The sequence below is a fragment of the Mesorhizobium kamtschaticum genome, from assembly GCF_056174585.1.
Window position 1 is genome coordinate 6,073,391 of record NZ_CM149691.1, and the last position, 21,978, is coordinate 6,095,368.

The following is a 21,978-nucleotide window of genomic DNA, read 5'->3' on the forward strand; positions in this document are numbered from 1 at the left end:
AGCAAAGCGCCAAACGGCAGCGTAAACAATGCGTTAAGGAATCAAGCCGGCAAACTGATTCAAGCGCTTGAGATTTTGATTCAAGCGCGTTGAGCGCGTGTGCTGTGCCCGAGCGCGACGAAAACGGTGCGCACGATGCCGGCGGCATCGAGGCCAGCATCGGCATACATCTTTTCCGGCTTGGCGTGGTCGGCGAACACATCGGGCAGCACCAGCGGGCGTACCTTCAGGCCGCTTTCCAGCAGTCCTTCATGGGCAAGGAACTGCAGCACGTGGCTGGCGAAGCCGCCGATGGCGCCCTCCTCCACCGTCACCAGAACCTCGTGCGAGCGGGCCAGCCGCCGGATCAGATCCTGGTCGAGTGGCTTGGCGAAGCGGGCATCGGCAACGGTGGTCGAAAGCCCGGCCGCGCCAAGTTCCTCGGCGGCAGCAAGGCAATCCTGCAGCCGCGTGCCGAAGGACAATAGCGCCACCTTGCTGCCTTCCCTGACGATGCGGCCCCTGCCGATGTCGAGAACCGAGCCGCGCTCCGGCATGTCGACGCCAACGCCGTTGCCCCGCGGGTAGCGGAAGGCGATCGGGCCGTCATCATAGCTTGCCGCGGTGCGCACCATGTGGCGAAGTTCAGCCTCGTCGGCCGCCGCCATCACGACAAAGCCCGGCAGGCTCGCCAGGAAAGTGGTGTCGAACGCCCCGCAATGGGTGGCGCCATCAGCGCCGACGAAACCGGCACGATCGATGGGAAAACGCACCGGCAGTTTCTGGATCGCGACGTCATGGACGACCTGGTCATAGGCGCGCTGCAGGAAGGTCGAATAGATCGCGGCGAACGGCTTGTAGCCTTCGGTGGCGAGGCCGGCCGCGAAAGTCACAGCGTGCTGTTCGGCGATGCCGACATCGAACGTCCGCGAGGGAAACACTTCGCCGAACAGGTCAAGCCCCGTGCCGCTCGGCATGGCGGCGGTGACGGCAACGATGCGGTCGTCCTCGCGGGCCTCCTGGATCAGGCTTTCGGCGAACACTTTGGTGTAGGCCGGTGCGTTGGCCGGCGCCTTGGCCTGCGCGCCGGTAATGACGTCGAACTTGTTGACGCCGTGATACTTGTCGGCGGCTTCTTCCGCAGGTGCGTAGCCCTTGCCTTTCTGGGTGACGACATGGATCAGCACCGGGCCTTCGCCATTGTCGCGGACGTTTTTGAGCACCGGGATCAGATGTTCGAGATTGTGACCGTCGATCGGACCGATGTGGTAGAAACCGAGCTCCTCGAACAAGGTGCCGCCGGTGACATAGCCGCGTGCATGCTCGACCGCTCTTGTGATCGCCCGATCGGCACGCTTGCCGAGATAGGACGTCAGTTTCTTGCCGAAATCGCGCAAGCCGGCATAGGCCTTGCCGGAGGCCAGCCGCGCCAGATAGGCGCTCATGGCGCCGGTCGGCGGCGCGATCGACATGTCGTTGTCGTTGAGGATGACGATAAGCCGGGCGTCGAGCGCGCCGGCATTGTTCATCGCCTCATAGGCCATGCCGGCCGACATGGCGCCGTCGCCGATGACGGCAATCACATTGTTGCGGCCGCCGGCGAGGTCGCGGGCGGCCGCCATGCCGAGGCCGGCCGATATCGATGTCGAGGAGTGGGCGGCGCCGAACGGATCATATTCGCTCTCGGCGCGGCGGGTGAAGCCGGACAGGCCGCCTTCCTGGCGCAGTGTGCGGATGCGATCGCGGCGGCCGGTCAGGATCTTGTGCGGATAGGCCTGATGGCCGACATCCCAGATCAGCCGGTCGTCCGGCGTGTTGAAGACATAGTGCAACGCCACCGTCAGCTCGACCACGCCGAGGCCGGCGCCGAGATGGCCACCGGTGCGGGACACCGCGTCGACCAGTTCGAGGCGCAACTCGGACGCCAGTTGCGGCAATTCGCTCTCGGCAAGCGCCCGTAGGTCGGCGGGAATGCGGACCTTGTCGAGAAGCGGCGTATGCGGCGTTGCGTTCACGGGTCTCAGGCTTTCTGTTCAACGGCGGGATAGGCCGCCGACCTGCGAAAGTAAATGCGTGTCAGTGACGCGGGCCTGCTCCCAAAAGCACAGCGCGTCGAAACAGCTTATGCCCGCGCTTTCAAGCCCTTGTTTTCATGCATATCGTGTCCCGAAACCGGGCCGCTTTTGGGCGATATTCCTTAGTTTTCCGGCAGTGGAATAAACTCTTCCTCGTCTCCAGGAACGATATCGAAGCGGCCCGTCTTCCACTCCTGCTTGGCTTGTTCGATGCGCTCCTTTGACGAGGAGACGAAATTCCACCAGATGTAACGCTTCGAGCCAAGCGAAGCGCCGCCGAACAGCATGAAATGCGCACCGGTCTGCGACGATATGATGATCTCGTCACCGGGCCGGAACACCAGCAACCGTTCGGCCGGAAAGACGTCGCCGGAAATCGTGACCTCGCCTTCCAGCGTGTAGATGGCTCGTTCCTCCGCATCGGCAGGAATCTTCACGCTGGCGCCGGGCGCCAGTCTGAGGTCGGCGTAGAGCGTCTCGGTATCGGCCCGCACCGGGGAGCGCAGCCCCTGGAAGTCACCGATGACGACGCGGCCGCGAACGCCTTCGGCATCGATCTCGGGAAGCCGCAAGGAAGCCGTGTTCTCGAACACCGGCGCCACTTCTTCCTTGCCATCGGGCAAGGCCAGCCATGTCTGCAGGCCCGAGATCGACATCGGCGCACCGCGCAGTTCCTCGGGCGTGCGCTCGGAGTGGACGATGCCACGGCCGGCGGTCATCAAATTCACGTCGCCGGGCTGGATCACCATTTCGGTGCCGAGCGAATCGCGATGCCGGATTTTGCCGTCGAACAGATAAGTCACCGTCGACAGGCCGATATGCGGATGCGGACGGACATCCATCGCCTGGCCGCCGCGCAGGATCGCCGGGCCCATGCGGTCGAAGAAGATGAACGGCCCGACCAGCCGCCGCTTGGCGGTCGGCAGAGCGCGGCGCACCTGAAAACCGCCAATGTCCTTGGCGGTTGGTATCACCATCAATTCGATCTGGTCGCTGGCAAAGGCGTCGCCGGCTTCAGGGTCTTTCCCCGGGAAGAAGCTCATGAACTCTCCTTGTCAGCGGCCAACGGCCGCTTTGGCGGTATCAGGCAAAGCGGATGGCTGACTTTGCCCGTAGTTTCGCCGCCACCTCTTCGCGATTGCGCGGATTCTGATGGGTTTCGAGCGAATCGAGCAGCTCGCGCGCCGATGCCGCGATGGCCTCGACCGCATGGTCGAATGCATGCTGGTTCTGCTTCGAAGGCCGCGTCGTTCCGCTCAGCTTGCGGACGAACTGAAGGGCCGCATCGCGCACTTCGTCATTGGTCGCCGGCGGCTCAAAATTGAACAGGGTCTTGATGTTTCTGCACATCGCTTCCGTATCTCCTCTTGTCCTGGACCGTTTCAATCGAGACGAGCTTAATCCTCAACCATGATCGTGTCCAAAAGCCGGTAAGGCTGCTCCGTGCCTCAGTCCGCGTCGAGCGGCTCGGTGCCAACCGGCTTGCCGTCGCGCGACAGCCTGATCTTCTCGACCTTGTCCTCGGCGGCTTTCAGCAGCCGGTCGCAATGCGCCTTCAGCGCCTCGCCGCGCTCATAGATCTTGATCGACTGGTCGAGCGGCACGTCGCCACGCTCCAGATCATCGACGATCTTCTCCAAAGCGTCGAGTGCCTGCTCGAAGCTCATCGCCTTGACGTCTTCGTTGGTCTCAGCAGCCATCATTCATCCTTTCATCAGTCGGCCGACATGGGCGGCGACCGAAAATGCCAGTCCCTGCAGATCGTAGCCGCCCTCGAGCAGGCTGACGAGCCGGTTGCCGCTGTGGCGGGCCGCACGCTGCATCAGCTGGCCGGTCGCCCAGTCGAAATCGTCTTCGGTCAGATTGATCTCGGCCAGCGGATCGCGGTGGTGCGCATCGAAGCCGGCCGAAATGATGATCAGATCGGGCGCGAAATTGTCGAGCGCCGGCAGGACGCGCGACAGGAAGGCATCGCGAAACACCTCGCTGCCGGTCTGCGGCGCCAAGGGCGCGTTGACGATGTTGCCGGCGCCAATCTCGCTCTTCGCGCCGGTGCCGGGATAAAGCGGCATCTGGTGCGTTGAACAATAGAGCACCGACGGATCGTCCCAGAAAATATCCTGCGTGCCGTTGCCATGGTGCACGTCCCAGTCGACGACGGCGACGCGCTCGACGCCATGCTTCTTCTGGGCATAGCGCGCGGCGATCGCCGCCGTGTTGAAGAAGCAGAAGCCCATCGCGGTGGTCTTTTCGGCATGGTGGCCGGGCGGCCGCGCGGCAACGAAGACATTGTCGGCTCGGCCTGAAAAAACATCGTCGACGGCGGCGTTGGCGGCGCCGATCGCGGTGATCACCGCTTGCCAGCTCTTCGGGCTGGCGGTGGTGTCGGCATCGACGCGGGCAAGGCCTTCTTCGGGAATGGCGGCGCGGATGCGCGCGACGAAATCGGCGGGATGCGCGTAGAGGATCGTCGCCTCGTCGCCCTCCGGCGCCTTGACGCGTTCGAGCGCGGCAAAGGCTTCGTCGTCGAGGACACGCTCGATAGCGCGCAAGCGGTCCGGCCGCTCGGGGTGGCCCGGCGGCGTGAGGTGCTCGAGGAAGATCGGGTGGGTGTAGAGACGAGTTGCCATGTTCCCTATCTAATGCCCCGGCGCCGCGATGGCCATGCATTGCGGCTTGATGGGCTGGGGAAAATCACGCTTGCGTCCATTCGTGTCGCTGCGGGCATTGGCGGCGCCGGCGCTTCGGCGTAAGGTTTCCGCCACTGCCTGGTGCCCGCCGCGAGCGGGAGAATCGGGAACACGGTTGAATTCCGTGGCGTGCCCAACGCTGTGAGGGGGACCGCGCCGGTAAATGCCACTGTCGATGACGGGAAGGCACCGGACGCGGGTTGATCCCGAGCCAGAAGACCGGCCTGGCAGGCATCGTCATCCGCATGGTCAGGCGGGCGGCATTGATTGCAATCGCAAGGGGACAAGCGATGCCGGAAACTATGACCGCTCCTATCGGCGACGGGTTTGACCAGATGGCGCGCGACGCGGTCTACCGTGCCATGTTCACACGGCGCGACGTGCGCAGCCATTTCCTGCCTACCGGGCTCGACGATGAGGTGCTGGCGCGGCTGCTACTTGCCGCCCATCACGCACCATCGGTCGGCTTCATGCAGCCGTGGAATTTCATTGTCATCCGCGATGCCGCACGACGGGAGAAGGTGCGCGACCTGTTCCTGGCCGCGCGAGAGCAGGAACTGCCTGAAATCGAGGCCGAAAGACAGGCGCTCTACCGCAAGCTCAAGCTGGAAGGCATCTGCGAAAGCGCGCTCAACATCTGCATCACTTGCGACCGCCAGCGCTCGCAGGGCTCACCGCTTGGACGCTGGCACAATCCGGAGATGGATCTCTACAGCACGGTCTGCGCGGTGCAGAATTTCTGGCTGGCCGCGCGGGCCGAGGGCGTTGGGGTCGGCTGGGTCAGCATCATCGAGCCGCAAGCGTTGAAAAGCCTGCTGTCCATTCCCGAGCACGTGACGCCGGTGGCCTATCTCTGCGTCGGCCGTGTCTCGGAATTCGCGCCCAAACCGGACCTCGAAACGCATGGCTGGGGCCGACGCCTGCCGCTGCCCGAATTGATCATGAGCGAAACGTTTTGCGGGCAAGGCGAGGCGCAGCTCAAGTCAGCGGTGGCGTGCCTCAACGCCGTCGATGCCGCGCCGGCGCAGCCCGCCGATCAGCGCGTCGCGCCCGCCGTGCCCCAGCGCGACCCGCCGAACGAGGCGAGCGCCTTGTCCTTCAATTCCCTGAACTTCGACGATGCCTCGGCAAGCCGGGCATCCCAGGCGGGATCGGGCACCTGTCCGGCGATGGTCTTGAAATAGACCTGCATCAGGCACGCGATGGCGAAGGGCTCGATGAAGGCCGCCTTGAAGGCCCAGGCGAAGACGATGGCGAGCACGAAAGCCCAGCCGGCGAGTTGCCCGGGCATCATGAACAAAATGGCGGCGGCCGGGGCCAGCATCAGCAGGAAAATGACGAAAGAGACGCCCCACATGATGACCGCCAGCCAGACAGCGTTCTTGACCATGGTCTTGCCGTTCTGGGCATAGAGCACGACGCCTTGCCGCGCCGTCTCGAAGGGCGAGGACGAATTGATGCGGATGTTGTAGCCGAGGATGATCTCGTCGACATAGGTCAGCGACAGGCGGATCACCGTGTTGATGAAGAGACCAGGCCGCTCAGACCTGGAATGGGCAGGAAAGCGGCGATGCCGCCGAGCAGGCCGGTGATGGCGCGGATGGCGCCCTTGACCAGCTGGTCGACGACGAAAAGGATGTTGGCCTCGGCGAAACGCTCCGTCACGACCTGCTTTGCATAGGCGATCTGGTTCTGGCCGTCGGGAACATCCCGGCCATCGATCAGATGGACCATGACGGCGATATGGCCGGCCTTGACGACGTAGAGGATGTATTCGCGGATCCAGTAGACGGCGATCGAGACGATGCCGAAACCGACCACGCCACCCCACAGGGCGAAGGACATTGGCCCGTCTGGATCGGTGGAGATATGGCCGACGCCATAGCCAACGGAGGCGCCGGTGCCGGTCGCCATGATGTAGGCCAGCGTGATGCCGAAATAGACGATCATGCGAAAGACAATGAAGGGCCAGGTCCTGATCATGATGGACACCGACCGGCCGATCTCGAAATCCCACATGGCTCCGAATCCCCCTCAGAGATGGGCGAGGAGGATGCGCTCTGCCTGAAGATTGTCAATCGGGGCGGTGGCCAGCGAGGCGCCCAACAGGGATTTGGGTCTGTTATGAACCTGGTTTTCTGAGCAGGCCCTCCAGCAGCTGCTTGAACGCCGCCACCACCATCTTCGATGTCGCTTCGGGGTCGTTCGAATTGGCGATTCGCTGCGCCGCCTGGCTGCTGGCGCCATTGATCAGCCGGGCGGCGGTCTCGGGATCGACGCTCGGGACGACCACCCCTTCCCCCTGCAGCGCGGTCAGATGATCGGTCATTGAACCGACGCAGGCATTGGCATTCGACCAAAGTGCTGGATCACCCAGCACGGCTGGACCATCCCGGAACATGATGCGCTGGATTTCCGGCTCCAGCGCCATCTCGATATAGGTCGTGCATTCGTCGACGAAGTGTTGCCAGCGAGTCGGCGCTTTCGAGGCGACCTCATTCACCCGAGCAGCCATCTCGCGGTCGATTTCGGCGATAACCGCCTCCAGCAGTCCCTTCTTGTCACCGAAGTGATGATAGAGTGCGCCGCGCGTCAGTCCGGCCGAGGCAGTGAAATCATCCATCGACGCTTCGGCGTAGCCTGTCGTGCCGAAAGCCTGGCGGGCCGCGGCGATCAGCTTGGCGCGCGTCTCGGCAATCATCTCCTTGCGGGGTCTGTGCATTCTGTCTGGCCTTATCCACATACGTTCCGTATGCCAATTGACATACGTCGCGTATGGTCTATCTAATCCTCATACGCCCCGTATGTAATTGGCAGATCGCCTTTTGTCGAGGAACCCCATGCAAAACCCCTATGCTGAGATCTTTCGTGCTCCGGGAGCGAAGGGCTTCGCGGCCGCCGGCTTCATCGCGCGCCTGCCGATCGCCATGGCGCCGATCGGCATTGTGGCCATGCTGTCGCAGACGCGCGGCGAATACTGGCTGGCGGGTGCGGTCTCGGCGACGTTTGCTCTGGGCAACGCATTCGTTTCACCGCAAACGTCGAGGCTGGTGGATCGCCTTGGTCAGACGCGGGTTGCGGTCCCTACCACCCTCATCGCCTTTATCGCCTTTGCGGTGCTGATTGTTGCGGCCAATCAGGACTGGCCGGTATGGACGCTATTCGCGTCGGCGCTGGCGGCAGCCGCCATGCCCAGCATGCCGGCAATGGTTCGCGCGCGCTGGACCGAGCTTTTTCGCGGACGTCCCCAAATGAACACTGCATTCGCCTTCGAGTCGGTCGCGGACGAGCTGGTCTATATTCTCGGCGCATCGCTTTCGGTGGGACTCAGCGCCGCGCTGTTTCCGGAAGCCGGCGTCCTGGCAAGCACGCTGTTTCTTGCCATTGGCTGGGCGGCGTTCATCCTGCAGCGTTCGAGCGAACCACAAGTGCGGCCGGTTGGTCATGGCTCCAGCGGCTCGGCCATCCGTCTGCGGCCGGTGCAGATCATCACCTTCGCCATAATCTTCGTTGGCGCGACCTTCGCGACGACGGAGGTCAGCACGATAGCGCTCACCAAGGAACTCGGCCAGCCGAGTGCCGCCAGCCTCGTCATCGGCGTCTATGCAGTGGGATCGTTCATGCTCGGCATCGTGGTCGGCGCGCTCAACCTGAAGGCGCCACTGCAGCGGCAACTCGCCATTGCAGTCGCTGTCCTTGCGCTCAGCACATTGCTGCCGCTCACCGCCGGCTCGCTGCCGCTGCTCGCATTGACCGTGTTCCTTAGTGGCGTAGCGATCTCGCCGACCTTCATCACCGCTTTCGGCCTGATCGAGCGGCACGTGCCGGAAGCGATGCTGACCGAGGGCATCACCTGGGTGACCACCGGCATCGGCATCGGCATGGCGCTGGGCGCGTTTGTCGCCGGCGCGGTGGTGGATGCGTTCGGCGCCCAGAGCGGGTTCTGGGTGTCGGTGGCATCAGGCACAATTGCCTTGATCACCGTGCTGCTTGGCCAGCGCAGCCTTGCCACCCGCGAATGCGACCTGGATGGGTGTGAGGCTGCCGCGGTTCCCGCGGAATAGTGTCCAGCGCGCGCCGTCCGTCGGGGCGGAACGCGCCGTTCGCTTTAGGCAGACGGGCTTGACACATCGGCCCTTCGGGCTCGTGCCAGCGCAAAAAGCATTGTTGGCGCGCCGTGCAGCATCACCTCTTGTTCCAAGGCGAAGCCGCATTTCTCCAGCACGCGCCGCGATGCCGGATTGGCGTCACGGGCGAGGCCAATGACCCGGTCGGCATGCAGGGGACCGAACGCGGCCTGCAGCGCCGCCGTGACCAGTTCCGTGGCATAGCCATGGCCCCAGCTCTGGGGATGAAGATGGTAGGATAGGTTCAGGCCGTCGAAATCCGCCGAGACGGTGACGCCGCCGAAGCCGATCAGCTTGCCATCGGCCTCGACCGCCCAGCGGCCAAAGCCATGCTTGTCCCAATGGCCGATGTCGCGCGCCAGCCTGGCGGCGCTCTGCTGAGGCGTGTCCGCAACAGGATCGGGGCGATGGGCGACAAGTTCCCGGCGTGAGAAGAGATCGATCAGGAAATCCAGATCAGCCTGCGCCGGGCGGCGCAGCAAAAGCCGCTCGCTGCGCTGGCTCAGAGGCAATGACGCGTTCATCCCGTCATCTCCGCAAAGGGATCGGTTACCCCTTCAGAGGATCTCGGTCTTGGCGATGTGTATGCCAAAGCCTTCGAGGCCGACATAGTGGCGCTCGCGTGAGGCGATCAGGTTGATCGAGGAAATGCCGAGATCTTTCAGGATCTGCGCGCCGAGGCCGATCTCGCGCCATTCGTTCTCGCGCCGGCGGGCCTCTTCGTGATCCTCGCGATCGCCGCTCAGCGGGCGCTTGCGCTCCTGGTGGGCGACACCGACCGAACCCTCTCTGAGATAGACGATGACGCCGCGCTTGCGCTCGCCCATCGCTTTCATGATGGCGTCGAGCCGATGGCTGGTGCCGAAGACGTCGGTCACCACATCCTCGGAATGCAGGCGCACCGGTACGTCCTCGCCGTCACGGATGTCGCCGAAGACAACGGCGACGTGATGCATCGTGTCCCACGGAAGCGTGTAGGTGAAGACCTGCGCCTTGCCGCCAAGCGTGTCGATATCGGAGCAGGCGACGCGCTCGACCAGCGTTTCCTTGCGCTGGCGGTAGGCGATGAGGTCGGCGACCGACACCTGCTTCAGACCATGCTCTTCGGCGAAGGCCTGCACCTGCGGGCCGCGCTTGACGGTACCGTCGTCATTGACCAGTTCGGAAATGACGCCGATCGGCGGCAGGCCGGCGAGCTTGCAGAGATCGACGGCGGCTTCCGTATGGCCCGAACGCATCAACACGCCGCCTTCGCGCGCGATCAGCGGAAAGATGTGGCCGGGGCGGACGAAATCGGAGGCGCCGACATTGCCGTTGGCAAGGTTGCGCACGGTCAGCGTGCGGTCGTCGGCCGAAATGCCCGTCGTCGTGCCATGCTTGAAATCGACGCTGACGGTGAAGGCGGTGGTGTGGGCGGAATCATTGTCGGCGACCATCGGCTGCAGGTTGAGCCGCTTGGCTTCCTCGCGCGGCATCGGCGTGCAGACGATGCCCGAGGTGTTGCGCACGATGAAGGCCATCTTCTCCGGCGTGCAATGGACGGCGGCGACGATCAGATCGCCTTCGTTCTCGCGCCCGTCATCGTCCATGACGACGACGATCTCGCCGCGTTCGAAGGCCCGAATGGCTTCGACAATCTTCTTCTGGTCGTAAGGCATGGACGCTCGCTTTGCTCGCAGGGCAGTAGGGGAATAAGGCAGTAAGGCAGTAGGGGAAAGGAAAATTTTGGCTGTTTCGGCAGGCTGCGTAACATACTGCCCTACTGCCCTACTGCCCTATTCCCCTCCCTTCCCCGTCTGTCCCCGATGACGCAGATAATGATCGGCGATGGCGCAAGCAACCATCGCTTCGCCGATCGGCACGGCGCGGATGCCGACGCAGGGGTCATGCCGGCCCTTGGTCATCACCTCGACGTCGTTGCCGTCCTTGTCGATCGACTTGCGCGGCGTCAGGATCGACGAGGTCGGCTTGACGGCGAAGCGCGCAATGATCGCCTGGCCGGTCGAGATGCCGCCGAGGATGCCGCCGGCATTGTTGGCCAGGAACACCGGCTTGCCGTCATTGCCGATACGCATCTCGTCGGCATTCTGTTCGCCGGTGATGCGTGCCGCCTCGAAGCCGTTGCCAATCTCGACGCCCTTGACGGCGTTGATAGACATCAGCCCGGAGGCGATGTCTTGGTCGAGCTTGGCGTAGATCGGCGCGCCAAGCCCCGGCGGAACGCCATCGGCAACGATCTCGATCACCGCGCCGACCGAGGAACCGGCCTTGCGGATGCCGTCGAGATACTGTGTGAAGACCGGAACGGAAGCGGGATCGGGCGTGAAGAACGGGTTCTCGGCGTCACCGATGAAATTCCAGTTCCAGTTGGCGCGGTCGATCGACTTTTCACCCATCGACACCAGCGCGCCGCGCACCACCATGCCCGGCACCACCTTGCGGGCGAGCGTGCCTGCCGCCACCCGCGCCGCTGTTTCGCGGGCCGAGGAGCGGCCGCCACCACGATAGTCGCGTATGCCGTATTTGACGTCATAGGTGTAGTCGGCATGGCCCGGCCGGTACTGGCGGGCGATCTCGCCATAGTCCTTCGAACGCTGGTCGACATTTTCGATCAGCATCGAGACCGGCGTGCCGGTGGTGATCATCGTCTCGCCGTCCTCGTCGAGCACGAAGCCCGACAGCACCTTCACCTCGTCCGGCTCGCGGCGCTGGGTGACGAACCGCGACTGGCCCGGCCGGCGCTTGTCGAGTTCGGCCTGGATCTCGTCACGCGTAAAGCGGATCCCGGGAGGGCAGCCGTCGACCACGCAGCCCAGTGCTGCGCCATGGCTTTCGCCCCAGGTGGTGACTCGGAAAAGATGGCCGAACGTGTTGTGAGACATGGAAAAGTGCCCTGCCCGGCAGCGGAGCCGGTTGAAGCCTGCCTTCTATTGGCGTTTTTTGCAGTGGTCAAACTGTCATCCCCGCCGTTTAAGTTTTGACACATTCGGCTGGTTTCTGCTTTCTTCCATCCGCCGTTGAGGATCCGCCGCCACAGTGCCGGCGCAATGACCAAAGAGGACGATTATGCGTACCCTGATTGGCGCTGTTGCCGCCACGCTGCTGCTTTCCACCGCTGCTTTCGCCGGCCAGACCGAAGGCCTGATCAAGAAGGTCGACAAGGACGCGCTGACCCTGACGCTGGACGACGGCAAATCCTACAAGCTGAACGCCGAGACCGATCTCGACGCGCTGAAGCCGGGCATGGACATCGTCATCGCTTACGACGTGACCAATGGCGAGAACGTCATCACCGACATGCAGTTGCCGGACGGCGACACGAACTGAAGCTTCCAACCCAATTTGGATGCGTGCCGTCGGTTTCGACATTCCGCCGAGCCGGCCCAGCCGTCTCTTACGTGATTGCGGCCGCAAACTGCCGTGTCATTTCCTGGGCCACTGTAGACTGCCTAAAGCCACTCAAGGCTCTTGCCTTCGAGTTTGAGCACGCGATCCTGCGGTATCTCCAGGTTCGCGGCCTCGTCTTCGGCCATATCAAGCACGAAACGGAACAGGGTGCGCATGACGCCACCGTGCGTCACACAAACCGTCCTGCGGTCCATCTCGTCGAAACAGGGCTTCACCCGTTCGAGCAGCATCTGGTAGCTCTCCGCCCCGTCGCCGGGCGGCTGGAAGTTCCATTTGTCCAGTGCGCGGGATCGGCTTGCTCCGGGTGACTGCGTCTCGAGCTCGGCGAAGGTAAAACTCTGCCAGTCGCCGAAATTGACTTCAATCAGCCTGATATCGGTCCGATAGGCGACCGGATCGAGCGTCATCGCGGCGCGGATGCGTTCCATCGTTTCGCGCGTCCGCCGCATCGGGCTGGCTACGAAATCGAAATCGTGGGGATCGCCGACAAGTTCAGCCAGCCGATGCCCGTTCCCGGTCGCCTGTTCGCGGCCAAGGACATTGAGATCGGTATCGGCCTGGCCCTGAAGCCGGAACTCGGCGTTCCACGCGGTCTGGCCGTGGCGCACGATATAAACCAGCGGGTACATCAGGTCTTCCGGAGGTCGGGCCTGGGCCTGGGCGGAGGATCGGCGGAGGGAGTTAGTCCTTGACCGTCGAAATATCAGGCGCGTCGACCGCCTTCATGCCGACCACGTGGTAGCCGGAATCGACATGATGCACTTCGCCTGTGACGCCACGCGACAGGTCGGACAGGAAATAGACGCCGGAATCGCCGACCTCTTCCTGGGTGACCGTCTGCTTCAGCGGCGAATTGTATTCGTTCCACTTCAGGATGTAGCGGAAGTCGCCGATGCCGGATGCGGCCAGCGTCTTGATCGGGCCGGCGGAGATGGCGTTGACGCGGATCTTCTTGGCGCCGAGATCGACGGCGAGGTAGCGCACGCTGGCCTCGAGCGCGGCCTTGGCGACACCCATGACGTTGTAATGCGGCATCACCTTCTCGGCGCCGTAATAGGTCAGCGTCAGAAGCGAGCCGCCATCGGTCATCAGCGCCTCGGCGCGCTTGGCGATGGTGGTGAAGGAATAGACCGAAATGTCCATGGTCCGCAGGAAGTTGTCGCGCGTCGTCTCGACATAGCGGCCGGTCAGTTCGTCCTTGTCGGAGAAGGCGATGGCATGGACGAGGAAGTCGAGCTTGCCCCCCCAATGCCTGGCGACATTGGCGAAAACCTCGTCGAGGCTCCCCGGATCGGTGACGTCGCAATGGCCGGCGACAAAGGCGCCCAGTTCCGCCGCCAGCGGCTCGACGCGCTTCTTGAACGCCTCGCCCTGATAGGTCAGCGCGATCTCGGCACCGTGGTCGACGCATGCCTTGGCAATGCCATAGGCAATCGACCTGTTGTTCGCGACGCCAAGAATCAGGCCGCGCTTGCCGGCCATCAGGCCCTGTCCACCCGCCATGTGAGCGCTCTCCGCAAGGTTTCTGCTTTGTGGAGTGCCTATCGCACAGGCACACAGCCCCTTCAAGCGTTCAAACCGGACAGTTCGGGGGACAAAAGCGCTGGATCAGGCTTTTTGCCCGCGCAGCAGGGCTTCGAGTGCAGAATCCCCGCCCTCCGGCAGCATAATGCGCACATGGGCGTAGAGATCGCCATGGCCGCCGGCTTTCTCCGGCAAGCCCCTGCCCTTGAGCCGCAGAACCTTATCCGAGCTCGACCAGGCGGGAACATTGACCGCGAGCCTGCCGGTGGGCGTCTCGACCGGCACCTTGGCGCCCAGCACGGCATCCGCGAGCGACACCGGCAGATCGGCATGCAGGTCGCGGCCTTCGATGCGGTAGCGCGGATGCCGGCGGATATGGATCTTGACCAGCGCGTCGCCGGGCTGGCCCGGGCCCTGCTCGCCCTGCCCCTTCAGCCGGATGGTCTGACCATCCTCGACAAAGGCCGGCAGTTTGACTGCCACCTTGCGGCCATCGGGGAACATCGCCGTCACCTTTTCGGCGGTCGCGGCTTCTTCGATGGTGACGTCGAGCGTGACGTTGAGATCGGCAGCCGTCGCCGGCTGGCGGCGATCGCCACCACCAGCGCCGCGCGCGCCGGAAAAGGCGTCGCCGAAAATCTGGCTGAAAATATCGCTGTTGCCGTCGAACGGATCACCGCCCGGGCGCCCAGACCGGAATTCGAATCGCGAACCACCGGCCCCTTGCTGGCGGCGAAACCCACCGAAGGGATCGCCGCCACCGGCGGCGCCTTCAAATCCCTGGAAGCGCGGCTTGCCGTCGGCGTCGATCTCGCCGCGATCGAAGGCGGCACGGTTCTTCTCGTCGCCGACGATCTCATAGGCCTGATTGGCCTGGGCAAAACGGTCCTTCGCCTTGGGATCATCCGGATTCTGGTCCGGATGATGTTTCTTGGCGAGTTTCCGATACGCCGATTTTATGTCCTTGGCCGATGCGTTCTTTGCAACGCCCAGGACCTCATACGGGTCGCGCATGCTTCCTGCCCTGGAAATGAGTTGAGTCCATACTTGCCCCCTATATGCGCTCGCATAGGAAGAAATTCCAGTGGCGGGTCACCATATCGGAAGCGGAAAATCAGAGCCTGATCCGAAAGTCGGCGGCTGAGGATCGGTGAGGGATTTTTGTCGATCCGGAAGGAGCCGATCGCAGCCGATATCGAGATATCGGCAAGATTGGCGACGCACCGGGCGGCGAAAGACCCGCCGAGCCGACCGGACCGACTTTCGTGTCAGGCTCAGAGCGCCTTGAAGCCCTGCATGCGCCAGCCGCCGGCACTGGCGAGGCACAGTTCGCCCTCGAACATGGCAACGCCATCAAAGCTTTCGCGCGAGGCCTTGAAGCGGCGGCAGGTCTGGCCCCTGTCCTTCAATTCCGCCAGTTCGGTGATCGAGCCGCGTGAGCCGGTGCCGGTATTCGCCCACGGCACGGCCTGGCCGCCGAGCTGCTCGATGTCGGCGGAAGACACCGCATTGCCGATCGTCGTCTGGTCGGAGTCGCGATCCGAATCTTTCGACGCGGCCGGAGCCTGCGTGCTGCTGGTCAGGATCGAGCGGTCGACTTCGGCTTTTTCCAGGCTGAAGCCGCCTGCGCCACAGCCAACAAGCGGCAGGGCGATTGACACGATCGCCGCTTTCGCGCTGGCCGAAGCGATAACGCCCCATTGCCTGCTGTCAAAAGCTTGCGCGATACGCGACAATCGGCAACCTCCCTGATCTCGTGACAATTTGAGAAAAACTATGAGTGACACAGAGTTAACATCCAGTGACTTTACCGAAGCGGCCGAGCCGTTTCGCCTCTTTGCCGCATGGCTGGACGATGCCAGCAAGAGCGAAATCAACGACGCCAATGGCGTCGCACTGGCGACCGTCGATGCCGAAGGCATGCCGGATGTGCGGATGGTGCTGCTCAAGGGGTTCGATGAGGGCGGCTTTGTTTTCTACACGAATTTCGAGAGTGCGAAGGGCCAGGAGATTCTGGGCAGCATGAAGGCGGCGATGTGCTTCCACTGGAAATCGCTGCGCCGCCAGGTCCGCATTCGCGGTCCGGTGGAGATCGTCAGCGAGGCGGAGGCCGACAGCTATTATGCAACGCGCCCACGCGGCAGCCGCATCGGCGCCTGGGCCTCGAAGCAGTCGCGGCCGCTGGAAAGCCGCTTCGCGCTGGAGAAGGCGGTCGCCGAGTACACTGCGCGTTACGCCATCGGCGAGATCCCGCGACCAAAGCACTGGTCGGGTTTCCGCATCGTGCCGAAGACGATGGAGTTCTGGCACGACCGTCCGTTCCGGCTGCATGACCGCGTGGTTTTTTCCCGCAACGCCAAAGGCGGCTGGGACAAGACGCGGCTTTATCCCTGAAAGGGCTTAGCTCTTCTTTCTGGTCATGAACGCGGTGAGCGCCGCGCGCGCCTCGTCCGACTTCAGCCGCTCGCGGAAATGCTCGCTTTCCTCGCCGATGCGGGCGATGAGGTCATCGCGCGAGCCACGCATGAGATCGCGCGCAATCTTCAGCGCCTGCGGCGGCTTGGCGGCGATCTGGCCTGCGGCCGCCAGCACCGAGGCTTCAAGTGCACCCTCTTCGACCACCTCGTAGATCAGGCCGGCGGCCTTCGCGCGCTCGGCGGAAAAGCCCTCGCCAAGACCGAGCAGGGCGAAGGCGCCTTGCTGCCCCAGGATGCGCGGCGCCAGCAGGCTTGATCCCGCCTCCGGCACCAGGCCGAGGTCGACAAAAGGCGTCCTGAACACGGTGCGCGGCGTGGCAAAGGTCAGGTCGCAATGCAGGTTGATCGTGGTGCCGATGCCGACCGCGATGCCGTCAACGCCGGAGACGATGGGTTTTTCGACCCTGGCCAGCGCCATCAGGAAATCCCAGACTTCGGTGCCGCCATCGCCGCCGGTGGCGACAACCATGAAATCCGCAAGGTCGTTGCCGGAGGAGAAGGCACCGGGGACGCCAAGGAAGACATGGACGCGGATGGCCGGATCGGCGTCACCCTCAGCCAGGGTTTGCGACATTTTCGCATACATGGCGCGGGTCAGCGCGTTCTTCTTGTCCGGGCGGTTCATGCGGATGATCTGGATGGCGCCCTGGCGCTCGACGAGGATGTGGTCTGTCACGGTCTTTTTTCCCTGGTGAGCGCTGTGAGAATTCAGGCCGATATCAGCGTCTTGCCGGCGGCAGCGAGGCTCTCCGCGCCATCGACAACACGCCCTTTCAAGGCACTCGCCTCGCCGAGCAGATTTTCGGCGAAGAATCGGCAAAGCGCGATGCGGCCCTGATCGGCAAGAGCGCCCCGCGCCAGATAGGCGCCGCCGGCGGCAAGCGAGATCAGCCTAAGGTAAGGCGTCGCACCCGCCAGCGCCTCCTCTACGCGGCCGTCGGCAGACAATCTCTGCAGGAAACGGGTCGCTTGCGTCAGGTCGCCGAGTGCAGCATCGAGAGCATCGGCAGTGCGGCCGAAACCTTGCAGGTTGGAGGTGCGCACGGCGTTGGCGACCGCGGCCAATTCGGCGATGAAGCCATGCACATGTTCGCCGCCGCCGAGCGGGAGCTTGCGGGTCACCAGATCGATCGCCTGGATGCCGTTGGTGCCCTCGTAGATCGGCGCGATGCGCGCGTCGCGGTAGAAAGCCGCCGCCCCCGTCTCCTCGATGAAGCCCATGCCGCCATGCACCTGGAGGCCGAGCGATGCGACGTCAACGCCGACATCGGTCGAAAACGCCTTGGCCAGCGGTGTCAAAAGATGGGCACGGTCGCGCCAGTGCGCGGCCTGATCACCATCCGAGACACGCGCCATGTCGATGGCGTGGGCACAGGAATAGCTGATCGCCCGCGCGGTCTGCGTCAGCGCCTTCATGGTCAGGAGATTGCGCTGCACGTCAGGGTGATGGACGATCGGCGCCATGCCCGCACCGGAGTAACCCGCCGCCTTGCCCTGGCGGCGGTCGTTGGCGTAGGCGATTGCCTTCTGGGTGGCGGCCTCCGCGACCGCCACGCCCTGCATGCCCACGCAAAGCCGCGCATTGTTCATCATGGTGAACATGCAGGCGAGACCCTTGTTCTCCTCGCCGATCAGCCAGCCGATGGCGCCGGGCTTGGCGCCCTGGAAGCCGCCGCCATAGATCATGGTGCAGGTCGGCGAGGCATGGATGCCGAGCTTGTGCTCGAGGCCGGAACAGAAGACGTCGTTGCGCGCGCCAAGCGAGCCGTCGTCGCCGACCAGGAATTTCGGCACCAGGAACAGCGAGATGCCGCGCGTGCCGGCCGGCGCATCCGGCAGCCGCGCCAGCACCAGATGGATGATGTTGTCGGTAAAATCGTGCTCGCCATAGGTAATGAAGATCTTCTGGCCGAAGATGCGGTAGGTGCCGTCACCGGCCGGCTCGGCGCGGCTACGCAAGGCAGCGAGGTCCGAGCCCGCCTGCGGCTCGGTCAGGTTCATCGTGCCCATCCACTCGCCGGACACGAGCTTGGCAAGGTACTTCGCCTTGAGGTCTTCGGAAGCATGCTTGTCGAGCGCTTCGACCGCGCCCATGGTCAGCGTCGGGCCGATGCCGAAGGCCATGGCGGCCGAATTCCACATTTCGAGCGCGGCGACGCCGAGCATGGTCGGCAGCGCCTGGCCTCCATACTCTTCCGGCCCGGAAAGCGCGTTCCAGCCACCGTCGATCCAGCGGCGATAGAGGTCCTTCCAACCAGGCGGCGTGGTGACGGCGGCATCCTTCAGCACGGCACCGTGTTCATCGCCGATCTTGTAGAGCGGAGCCACCTCCTCGGTGGCGAACCGGCCAGCCTCGCCAAGGACGGCATCGACCAGGTCCTCGCCGAGATCGCCGAACGTGCCGGCATCAAGGGCCGACTTCATGCCCGCCACATGCTTGAGCGTGAACGCGATATCCTCGACCGGTGCCCGATACATGCCGCTCGATCCTCCTGATGCATCGGCCTAGCCGACCCTAGAGCCAGCACCGCCGCAAAACCATCCACCTTTGGGCGGTCTCCCATCTTCTTTTTACGTAAACGTCAAATTTTGTCACGCGGATTTTGCAATCGCGCCAGCCTGTATTAAATGCGATGGACGCCGGATCAAGTCGACCGGCGACAGACAGAACCAGCCGACCGGAACCAGCCCATGCTCGCCAGACCCGACGCCTATCTCTGCATCGAATGCGGCTTGCCCTATCGCGCAGCGGGGTTCTGGCATCATGGGGGTCAGCTCGAACACGGTGCGGCCTACTGGTCGGATCGCGGCATATTGTGCTCGCCGCAATGTTCTCTCGCCCACCATCGCAAACGCGCAGCCGAAGGCACGCTGCAGCAAGACCCCGCGCCGGATCCGTTCGAGGTTCAGCCGTTCAGCCGGCGCTAGTTTTGTAGGCCAGCATCAGAAGCATCCCGTGACCGTGACGGTCAGCGAATTTGCTCTTGCCGTCGATCCACACCGACACGCAAAATGCATTGGTCGCTGCGATATCAGTCGACCTTGCTCCTGCTGACCGCGATGCAGGCACCATCGCTGAATATTTTACTTTCCCGATTAGCAGATAATTTTGAAAATATTGATACGCCTGCAACGGTTGTCTCTGTGGGACTTACTTTATGAATGATATTGTGGAACCCCCTGACCGGGCACACTCTAAATTCGAGTTATTTTTGGATTTTCTAACCGGCGGCTTCAAGGTTCTGGTGATTTTGTCTCCAGCCTGGCTTCTGGCACTTTCGCTTCTTGGGGGAACCGGCGATTGCCGTGGCGACTGTGGGGTCGGCATGGGCATGCTCTTCATCGTCATCGTCGTGTATTTCGGTCCGGCCCTGCTGGTGATTGGGATACCGATTGTTTTGGGCCTACTGATCTGGTGGACGAAAGGACGCCCGGCGCAACTCCTGGGTGGAATTGCGCTCATCCCACTGCTGCTGACGGCATGGTCGGGCTTCGGTTACATCAGGGATACAACTGCATCGTCCAAGATAGAGGCGGGAATTCGGCCCGAATACCTTAGCCGGACGGTGGCCAAGCCCGTTGGCAGACTGGAGCTGCTGCTCTTGATCGGCGAAGGCGGAGGCTGCTTTGAGAACTGCTACGAGATTCTCGTCAATGGGATTTCCTTGAAATATTCAAATGGACACCTGAATAACAATGGAGGAAGCCAAAAATTTTTCGAGAAACCATTCAGCCTCTCGGCAGGAGAAAACTGCCTTTCGAAAGAGAATCCCGTACAAGATTCTGTGGAGTACCTGCAGTCCCGAGGGATATTTAATACCTGCGTCGTGAATGCACGAGTGGACCCACCGATAACGGCGGTAGCCCTTCGCGGTTTCCAATATGACAGGAACGTGCTTGCGCGCCCTTACGGGCTGCAAGGTGTCCAAGTGCTTCAAGCCGTCACGGATGGAACGCTGGGCCAGGAACTGATCCGCTGGGAATATGGATCCTTGCCAGGGTCGCAGAAACGCATTGGCACGCCTGTCCAATGGAAGGACCTGATCCGAGCCTATACCGGAATATCGACCGATCGGTTCGCCGATGCGCAAAAACTCAACCACAGCCAACGCATGGATGCGATACTGCTGAGCGCAGAAAATCCCCCTCTGCAACTATACCCCGTACTCTCCTATTTGAGGGCGGCGCCCGGTGCCCGATATACTGGACTGGAGAAGAATCGCCAAAAATTGACGGCTGAAGAGATCACGAAGCTGAGAGCCATCGGCAAGCGAATCTGCACGGCGACACCCATCGTCAAAGGCTTTTACTCGAAGCCAATAGATTGCCTCAGGGGTTATAATGAGCTGGTCCAGAGCGCCTATCCCGGGCAAGCCAATGAATTGATGCTTGCCAACGGATAAGTGGGAGGCAGTAGCCTTTGTCGCACAGTTTCCTAGACGAAGATCGCCAGTCTCCTCGGACTGCTAGCGTGAAAGCATTTCCTTAACCATACCGGCTCACCATCGGTGTTTGATCAACGGGGACCTCCTGTTTGAAAACGCCGGCGCATCCTCTTCGCCGCTCAGCGATCGCTCTTGCGGCGATGATGGCGCTGATATCGGCGGCAAAGGCCTCGGACTTTTCCGAGCCGTGGAAGAGCGCCGACCGCGCTTTGGTCGTCGACGCTTACGAGTACAATTCCATCGACTGGGCGCAGCTTGCCACCGACAAGCGCATCGCCGGTTTCATCAACAAGGCGTCGGACGGCATGCCGCCGCCCTATTTCTGCTTCGGCGCCGACACCGAGGTAAAGCTCTGCAAGGCGCTGTGGAAACGCCATGCGGTGACGCGCGAACTGTTCCAGACGCGCAGGGTCGTGGCCAAGGCGCTCGGCATGAAATGGGGCGCCTATCATCTCGCCCGGCCCGGCAATCCGGTCGAGCAAGCCAACAATTTCCTTGATTTCGCCGACCCCGCGCCGGACGATCTCATGGCTCTCGACATCGAGGGCAACGATCCCTCGCAATGGATGTCGCTCGACGATGCCGAGGAGTTCGTGCGCCAGGTGCATCGGCGCATCGGCCGCTTCCCGGTGCTCTACACCAATGGCAAGACGGCCCAATACATCGCCGACAACCGCTACAAATACCGGCTCCTGTCGCGGCTGCCGCTTTGGTACGCGCGTTACAAGACTGACATCGACGTGCATTTTCCGATGGGCAACTGGCAGGGCTACGCGCTCTGGCAATTCTCGGCGCAAGCCAATTGCGGCCGCTTCCGTTGCCCCTACAGGGTTGCCGGCACGCCCAACGATATCGACGTCAACGTCGCACCGACAGATGCCGCCACATTGCGCCAGCAATGGCCGTTTGGTGGGCTTATCGACGTGCCATCAGATTATCTTGCCAGCGTACCGGTACCGCTCTCGCGCGAAGCAGCGCTCGCCGGCAAGGCCACCCTCATCTATGCCGATGTGGCAACACCGCCGACCTTCGAGGAAATGGTCGCGGTGATCGGTTCACGCTGGTCCAAATTCAGCGACGGGTTCCGCATGCCTGTGGTGAAGACGGTGCCACGGCGGCCGAGCTTCGGCATCGTCCAATATGTCGCCTGGAAGCGGACAGAACAGCGTTCCCCGGAGCAACTCGACGCCGCCTTTGCCGCGGCCGATCCGCTCAGCACCGCTTCGACCGAAATTGATCGCGGCCAGCAGTAA

21 protein-coding genes, 2 pseudogenes and 1 riboswitch are annotated in these 21,978 nt (G+C 62.9%); of the genes and pseudogenes, 7 read left to right on the top strand and 16 right to left on the bottom strand.

The annotated features are described in order from the left end of the window. Positions 1–80: 80 nt before the first annotated feature. The 5 genes from dxs to AC0V7N_RS30280 form a co-directional block, all read right to left on the bottom strand. Entirely contained in the window at positions 81–1,994 is a 1,914-nt protein-coding gene (dxs, locus tag AC0V7N_RS30260) for a 1-deoxy-D-xylulose-5-phosphate synthase (protein ID WP_475451848.1), read from the bottom strand. A gap of 182 nt (positions 1,995–2,176) precedes the next feature. Continuing rightward, positions 2,177–3,097: a pirin family protein gene (locus AC0V7N_RS30265; RefSeq protein ID WP_475451849.1), complete on the bottom strand. Its 921-nt coding sequence runs from the start codon at positions 3,095–3,097 to the stop codon at positions 2,177–2,179. Positions 3,098–3,137: 40 nt separating this feature from the next. Next, on the bottom strand, positions 3,138–3,404 hold the full coding sequence (locus AC0V7N_RS30270) for a DUF2277 domain-containing protein (RefSeq protein WP_475451850.1): 267 nt from the start codon (positions 3,402–3,404) through the stop codon (positions 3,138–3,140). A 98-nt stretch (positions 3,405–3,502) separates the two neighbouring features. Further along, positions 3,503–3,754 carry an exodeoxyribonuclease VII small subunit gene (locus AC0V7N_RS30275; RefSeq protein WP_027034215.1) on the bottom strand — a complete coding sequence of 84 codons (252 nt, stop codon included), beginning with the start codon at positions 3,752–3,754 and terminating at the stop codon, positions 3,503–3,505. A 3-nt stretch (positions 3,755–3,757) separates the two neighbouring features. After that, positions 3,758–4,684, bottom strand: coding sequence for a histone deacetylase family protein (locus AC0V7N_RS30280; protein ID WP_475451851.1), 927 nt, complete (start codon positions 4,682–4,684; stop codon positions 3,758–3,760). A 122-nt stretch (positions 4,685–4,806) separates the two neighbouring features. Then, positions 4,807–4,986, top strand: a riboswitch (cobalamin riboswitch). Positions 4,987–5,106: 120 nt separating this feature from the next. Between AC0V7N_RS30280 and bluB the strand changes: the two are divergent. Then, positions 5,107–5,616 (top strand): annotated as a pseudogene (bluB, locus tag AC0V7N_RS30285) (5,6-dimethylbenzimidazole synthase); the annotation flags it as partial. A 164-nt stretch (positions 5,617–5,780) separates the two neighbouring features. Here the strand turns inward: bluB and AC0V7N_RS30290 are convergent. Further along, positions 5,781–6,763 (bottom strand): annotated as a pseudogene (locus AC0V7N_RS30290) (hypothetical protein). 103 nt (positions 6,764–6,866) lie between these two features. Continuing rightward, positions 6,867–7,466: a TetR/AcrR family transcriptional regulator gene (locus AC0V7N_RS30295; protein WP_475451852.1), complete on the bottom strand. Its 600-nt coding sequence runs from the start codon at positions 7,464–7,466 to the stop codon at positions 6,867–6,869. Positions 7,467–7,584: 118 nt separating this feature from the next. Between AC0V7N_RS30295 and AC0V7N_RS30300 the strand changes: the two genes are divergently transcribed. Then, on the top strand, positions 7,585–8,808 hold the full coding sequence (locus AC0V7N_RS30300) for an MFS transporter (RefSeq protein WP_496627473.1): 1,224 nt from the start codon (positions 7,585–7,587) through the stop codon (positions 8,806–8,808). A 44-nt stretch (positions 8,809–8,852) separates the two neighbouring features. On the opposite strand, the gene AC0V7N_RS30305 is transcribed toward AC0V7N_RS30300, so the two are convergent. The 3 genes from AC0V7N_RS30305 to aroC all read right to left on the bottom strand — a co-directional run bounded on the left by AC0V7N_RS30305 (position 8,853) and on the right by aroC (position 11,753). After that, complete coding sequence (locus AC0V7N_RS30305) at positions 8,853–9,395, bottom strand: GNAT family N-acetyltransferase (RefSeq protein ID WP_475451853.1); 543 nt, start codon at positions 9,393–9,395, stop codon at positions 8,853–8,855. Between the two features lie 33 nt (positions 9,396–9,428). Continuing rightward, positions 9,429–10,529 carry a 3,4-dihydroxy-2-butanone-4-phosphate synthase gene (ribB, locus tag AC0V7N_RS30310; protein WP_115139937.1) on the bottom strand — a complete coding sequence of 367 codons (1,101 nt, stop codon included), beginning with the start codon at positions 10,527–10,529 and terminating at the stop codon, positions 9,429–9,431. Between the two features lie 117 nt (positions 10,530–10,646). Further along, a complete protein-coding gene (gene aroC, locus AC0V7N_RS30315; protein ID WP_475451854.1) occupies positions 10,647–11,753 on the bottom strand; it encodes a chorismate synthase in 1,107 nt (368 codons plus the stop codon). Positions 11,754–11,937: 184 nt separating this feature from the next. On the opposite strand from aroC, the gene AC0V7N_RS30320 reads away from it, so the two are divergent. After that, the gene (locus tag AC0V7N_RS30320) at positions 11,938–12,198 is read left to right on the top strand and encodes a DUF1344 domain-containing protein (protein WP_027041441.1); all 261 of its coding nucleotides are present in this window, start codon (positions 11,938–11,940) and stop codon (positions 12,196–12,198) included. A 122-nt stretch (positions 12,199–12,320) separates the two neighbouring features. Here AC0V7N_RS30320 and AC0V7N_RS30325 read toward each other — a convergent pair whose 3' ends face one another. From AC0V7N_RS30325 to AC0V7N_RS30340, 4 genes are all read right to left on the bottom strand, one after another. Further along, a complete protein-coding gene (locus AC0V7N_RS30325) occupies positions 12,321–12,908 on the bottom strand; it encodes a histidine phosphatase family protein (protein ID WP_475451855.1) in 588 nt (195 codons plus the stop codon). 52 nt (positions 12,909–12,960) lie between these two features. Continuing rightward, positions 12,961–13,782, bottom strand: a complete 822-nt coding sequence (gene fabI / locus AC0V7N_RS30330) for an enoyl-ACP reductase FabI (protein WP_475451856.1) — start codon at positions 13,780–13,782, stop codon at positions 12,961–12,963. A gap of 105 nt (positions 13,783–13,887) precedes the next feature. Further along, positions 13,888–14,817, bottom strand: a complete 930-nt coding sequence (locus AC0V7N_RS30335; protein ID WP_475451857.1) for a DnaJ C-terminal domain-containing protein — start codon at positions 14,815–14,817, stop codon at positions 13,888–13,890. Between the two features lie 260 nt (positions 14,818–15,077). Beyond that, complete coding sequence (locus AC0V7N_RS30340) at positions 15,078–15,539, bottom strand: RT0821/Lpp0805 family surface protein (RefSeq protein ID WP_475451858.1); 462 nt, start codon at positions 15,537–15,539, stop codon at positions 15,078–15,080. Positions 15,540–15,579: 40 nt separating this feature from the next. On the opposite strand from AC0V7N_RS30340, the gene pdxH reads away from it, so the two are divergent. Beyond that, positions 15,580–16,197, top strand: a complete 618-nt coding sequence (pdxH, locus tag AC0V7N_RS30345; RefSeq protein WP_475451859.1) for a pyridoxamine 5'-phosphate oxidase — start codon at positions 15,580–15,582, stop codon at positions 16,195–16,197. A gap of 6 nt (positions 16,198–16,203) precedes the next feature. Here pdxH and AC0V7N_RS30350 read toward each other — a convergent pair whose 3' ends face one another. Beyond that, the gene (locus AC0V7N_RS30350; protein WP_475451860.1) at positions 16,204–16,956 is read right to left on the bottom strand and encodes a crotonase/enoyl-CoA hydratase family protein; all 753 of its coding nucleotides are present in this window, start codon (positions 16,954–16,956) and stop codon (positions 16,204–16,206) included. Between the two features lie 32 nt (positions 16,957–16,988). Further along, positions 16,989–18,758 carry an acyl-CoA dehydrogenase family protein gene (locus tag AC0V7N_RS30355; protein WP_475451861.1) on the bottom strand — a complete coding sequence of 590 codons (1,770 nt, stop codon included), beginning with the start codon at positions 18,756–18,758 and terminating at the stop codon, positions 16,989–16,991. Between the two features lie 213 nt (positions 18,759–18,971). Between AC0V7N_RS30355 and AC0V7N_RS30360 the strand changes: the two genes are divergently transcribed. The 3 genes from AC0V7N_RS30360 (at position 18,972) to AC0V7N_RS30370 (ending at position 21,978) form a co-directional block, all read left to right on the top strand. Next, on the top strand, positions 18,972–19,208 hold the full coding sequence (locus tag AC0V7N_RS30360) for a hypothetical protein (RefSeq protein ID WP_475451862.1): 237 nt from the start codon (positions 18,972–18,974) through the stop codon (positions 19,206–19,208). Between the two features lie 230 nt (positions 19,209–19,438). Continuing rightward, on the top strand, positions 19,439–20,683 hold the full coding sequence (locus tag AC0V7N_RS30365; protein WP_475451863.1) for a hypothetical protein: 1,245 nt from the start codon (positions 19,439–19,441) through the stop codon (positions 20,681–20,683). 182 nt (positions 20,684–20,865) lie between these two features. Then, on the top strand, positions 20,866–21,978 hold the full coding sequence (locus AC0V7N_RS30370; protein ID WP_475460557.1) for a glycoside hydrolase family 25 protein: 1,113 nt from the start codon (positions 20,866–20,868) through the stop codon (positions 21,976–21,978).

Bases quoted from the DNA above. Each gene is read 5' to 3' on its own strand.
- AC0V7N_RS30265 (WP_475451849.1), bottom strand. From the start codon at position 3,097: ATGAGCTTCTTCCCGGGGAAAGACCCTGAAGCCGGCGACGCCTTTGCC.
- AC0V7N_RS30270 (WP_475451850.1), bottom strand. From the start codon at position 3,404: ATGTGCAGAAACATCAAGACCCTGTTCAATTTTGAGCCGCCGGCGACC.
- AC0V7N_RS30275 (WP_027034215.1), bottom strand. From the start codon at position 3,754: ATGGCTGCTGAGACCAACGAAGACGTCAAGGCGATGAGCTTCGAGCAG.
- AC0V7N_RS30280 (WP_475451851.1), bottom strand. From the start codon at position 4,684: ATGGCAACTCGTCTCTACACCCACCCGATCTTCCTCGAGCACCTCACG.
- AC0V7N_RS30295 (WP_475451852.1), bottom strand. From the start codon at position 7,466: ATGCACAGACCCCGCAAGGAGATGATTGCCGAGACGCGCGCCAAGCTG.
- AC0V7N_RS30300 (WP_496627473.1), top strand. From the start codon at position 7,585: ATGCAAAACCCCTATGCTGAGATCTTTCGTGCTCCGGGAGCGAAGGGC.
- AC0V7N_RS30305 (WP_475451853.1), bottom strand. From the start codon at position 9,395: ATGAACGCGTCATTGCCTCTGAGCCAGCGCAGCGAGCGGCTTTTGCTG.
- ribB (WP_115139937.1), bottom strand. From the start codon at position 10,529: ATGCCTTACGACCAGAAGAAGATTGTCGAAGCCATTCGGGCCTTCGAA.
- aroC (WP_475451854.1), bottom strand. From the start codon at position 11,753: ATGTCTCACAACACGTTCGGCCATCTTTTCCGAGTCACCACCTGGGGC.
- AC0V7N_RS30320 (WP_027041441.1), top strand. From the start codon at position 11,938: ATGCGTACCCTGATTGGCGCTGTTGCCGCCACGCTGCTGCTTTCCACC.
- AC0V7N_RS30325 (WP_475451855.1), bottom strand. From the start codon at position 12,908: ATGTACCCGCTGGTTTATATCGTGCGCCACGGCCAGACCGCGTGGAAC.
- fabI (WP_475451856.1), bottom strand. From the start codon at position 13,782: ATGGCGGGTGGACAGGGCCTGATGGCCGGCAAGCGCGGCCTGATTCTT.
- AC0V7N_RS30335 (WP_475451857.1), bottom strand. From the start codon at position 14,817: ATGCGCGACCCGTATGAGGTCCTGGGCGTTGCAAAGAACGCATCGGCC.
- pdxH (WP_475451859.1), top strand. From the start codon at position 15,580: ATGAGTGACACAGAGTTAACATCCAGTGACTTTACCGAAGCGGCCGAG.
- AC0V7N_RS30355 (WP_475451861.1), bottom strand. From the start codon at position 18,758: ATGTATCGGGCACCGGTCGAGGATATCGCGTTCACGCTCAAGCATGTG.
- AC0V7N_RS30360 (WP_475451862.1), top strand. From the start codon at position 18,972: ATGCTCGCCAGACCCGACGCCTATCTCTGCATCGAATGCGGCTTGCCC.
- AC0V7N_RS30365 (WP_475451863.1), top strand. From the start codon at position 19,439: ATGAATGATATTGTGGAACCCCCTGACCGGGCACACTCTAAATTCGAG.
- AC0V7N_RS30370 (WP_475460557.1), top strand. From the start codon at position 20,866: ATGATGGCGCTGATATCGGCGGCAAAGGCCTCGGACTTTTCCGAGCCG.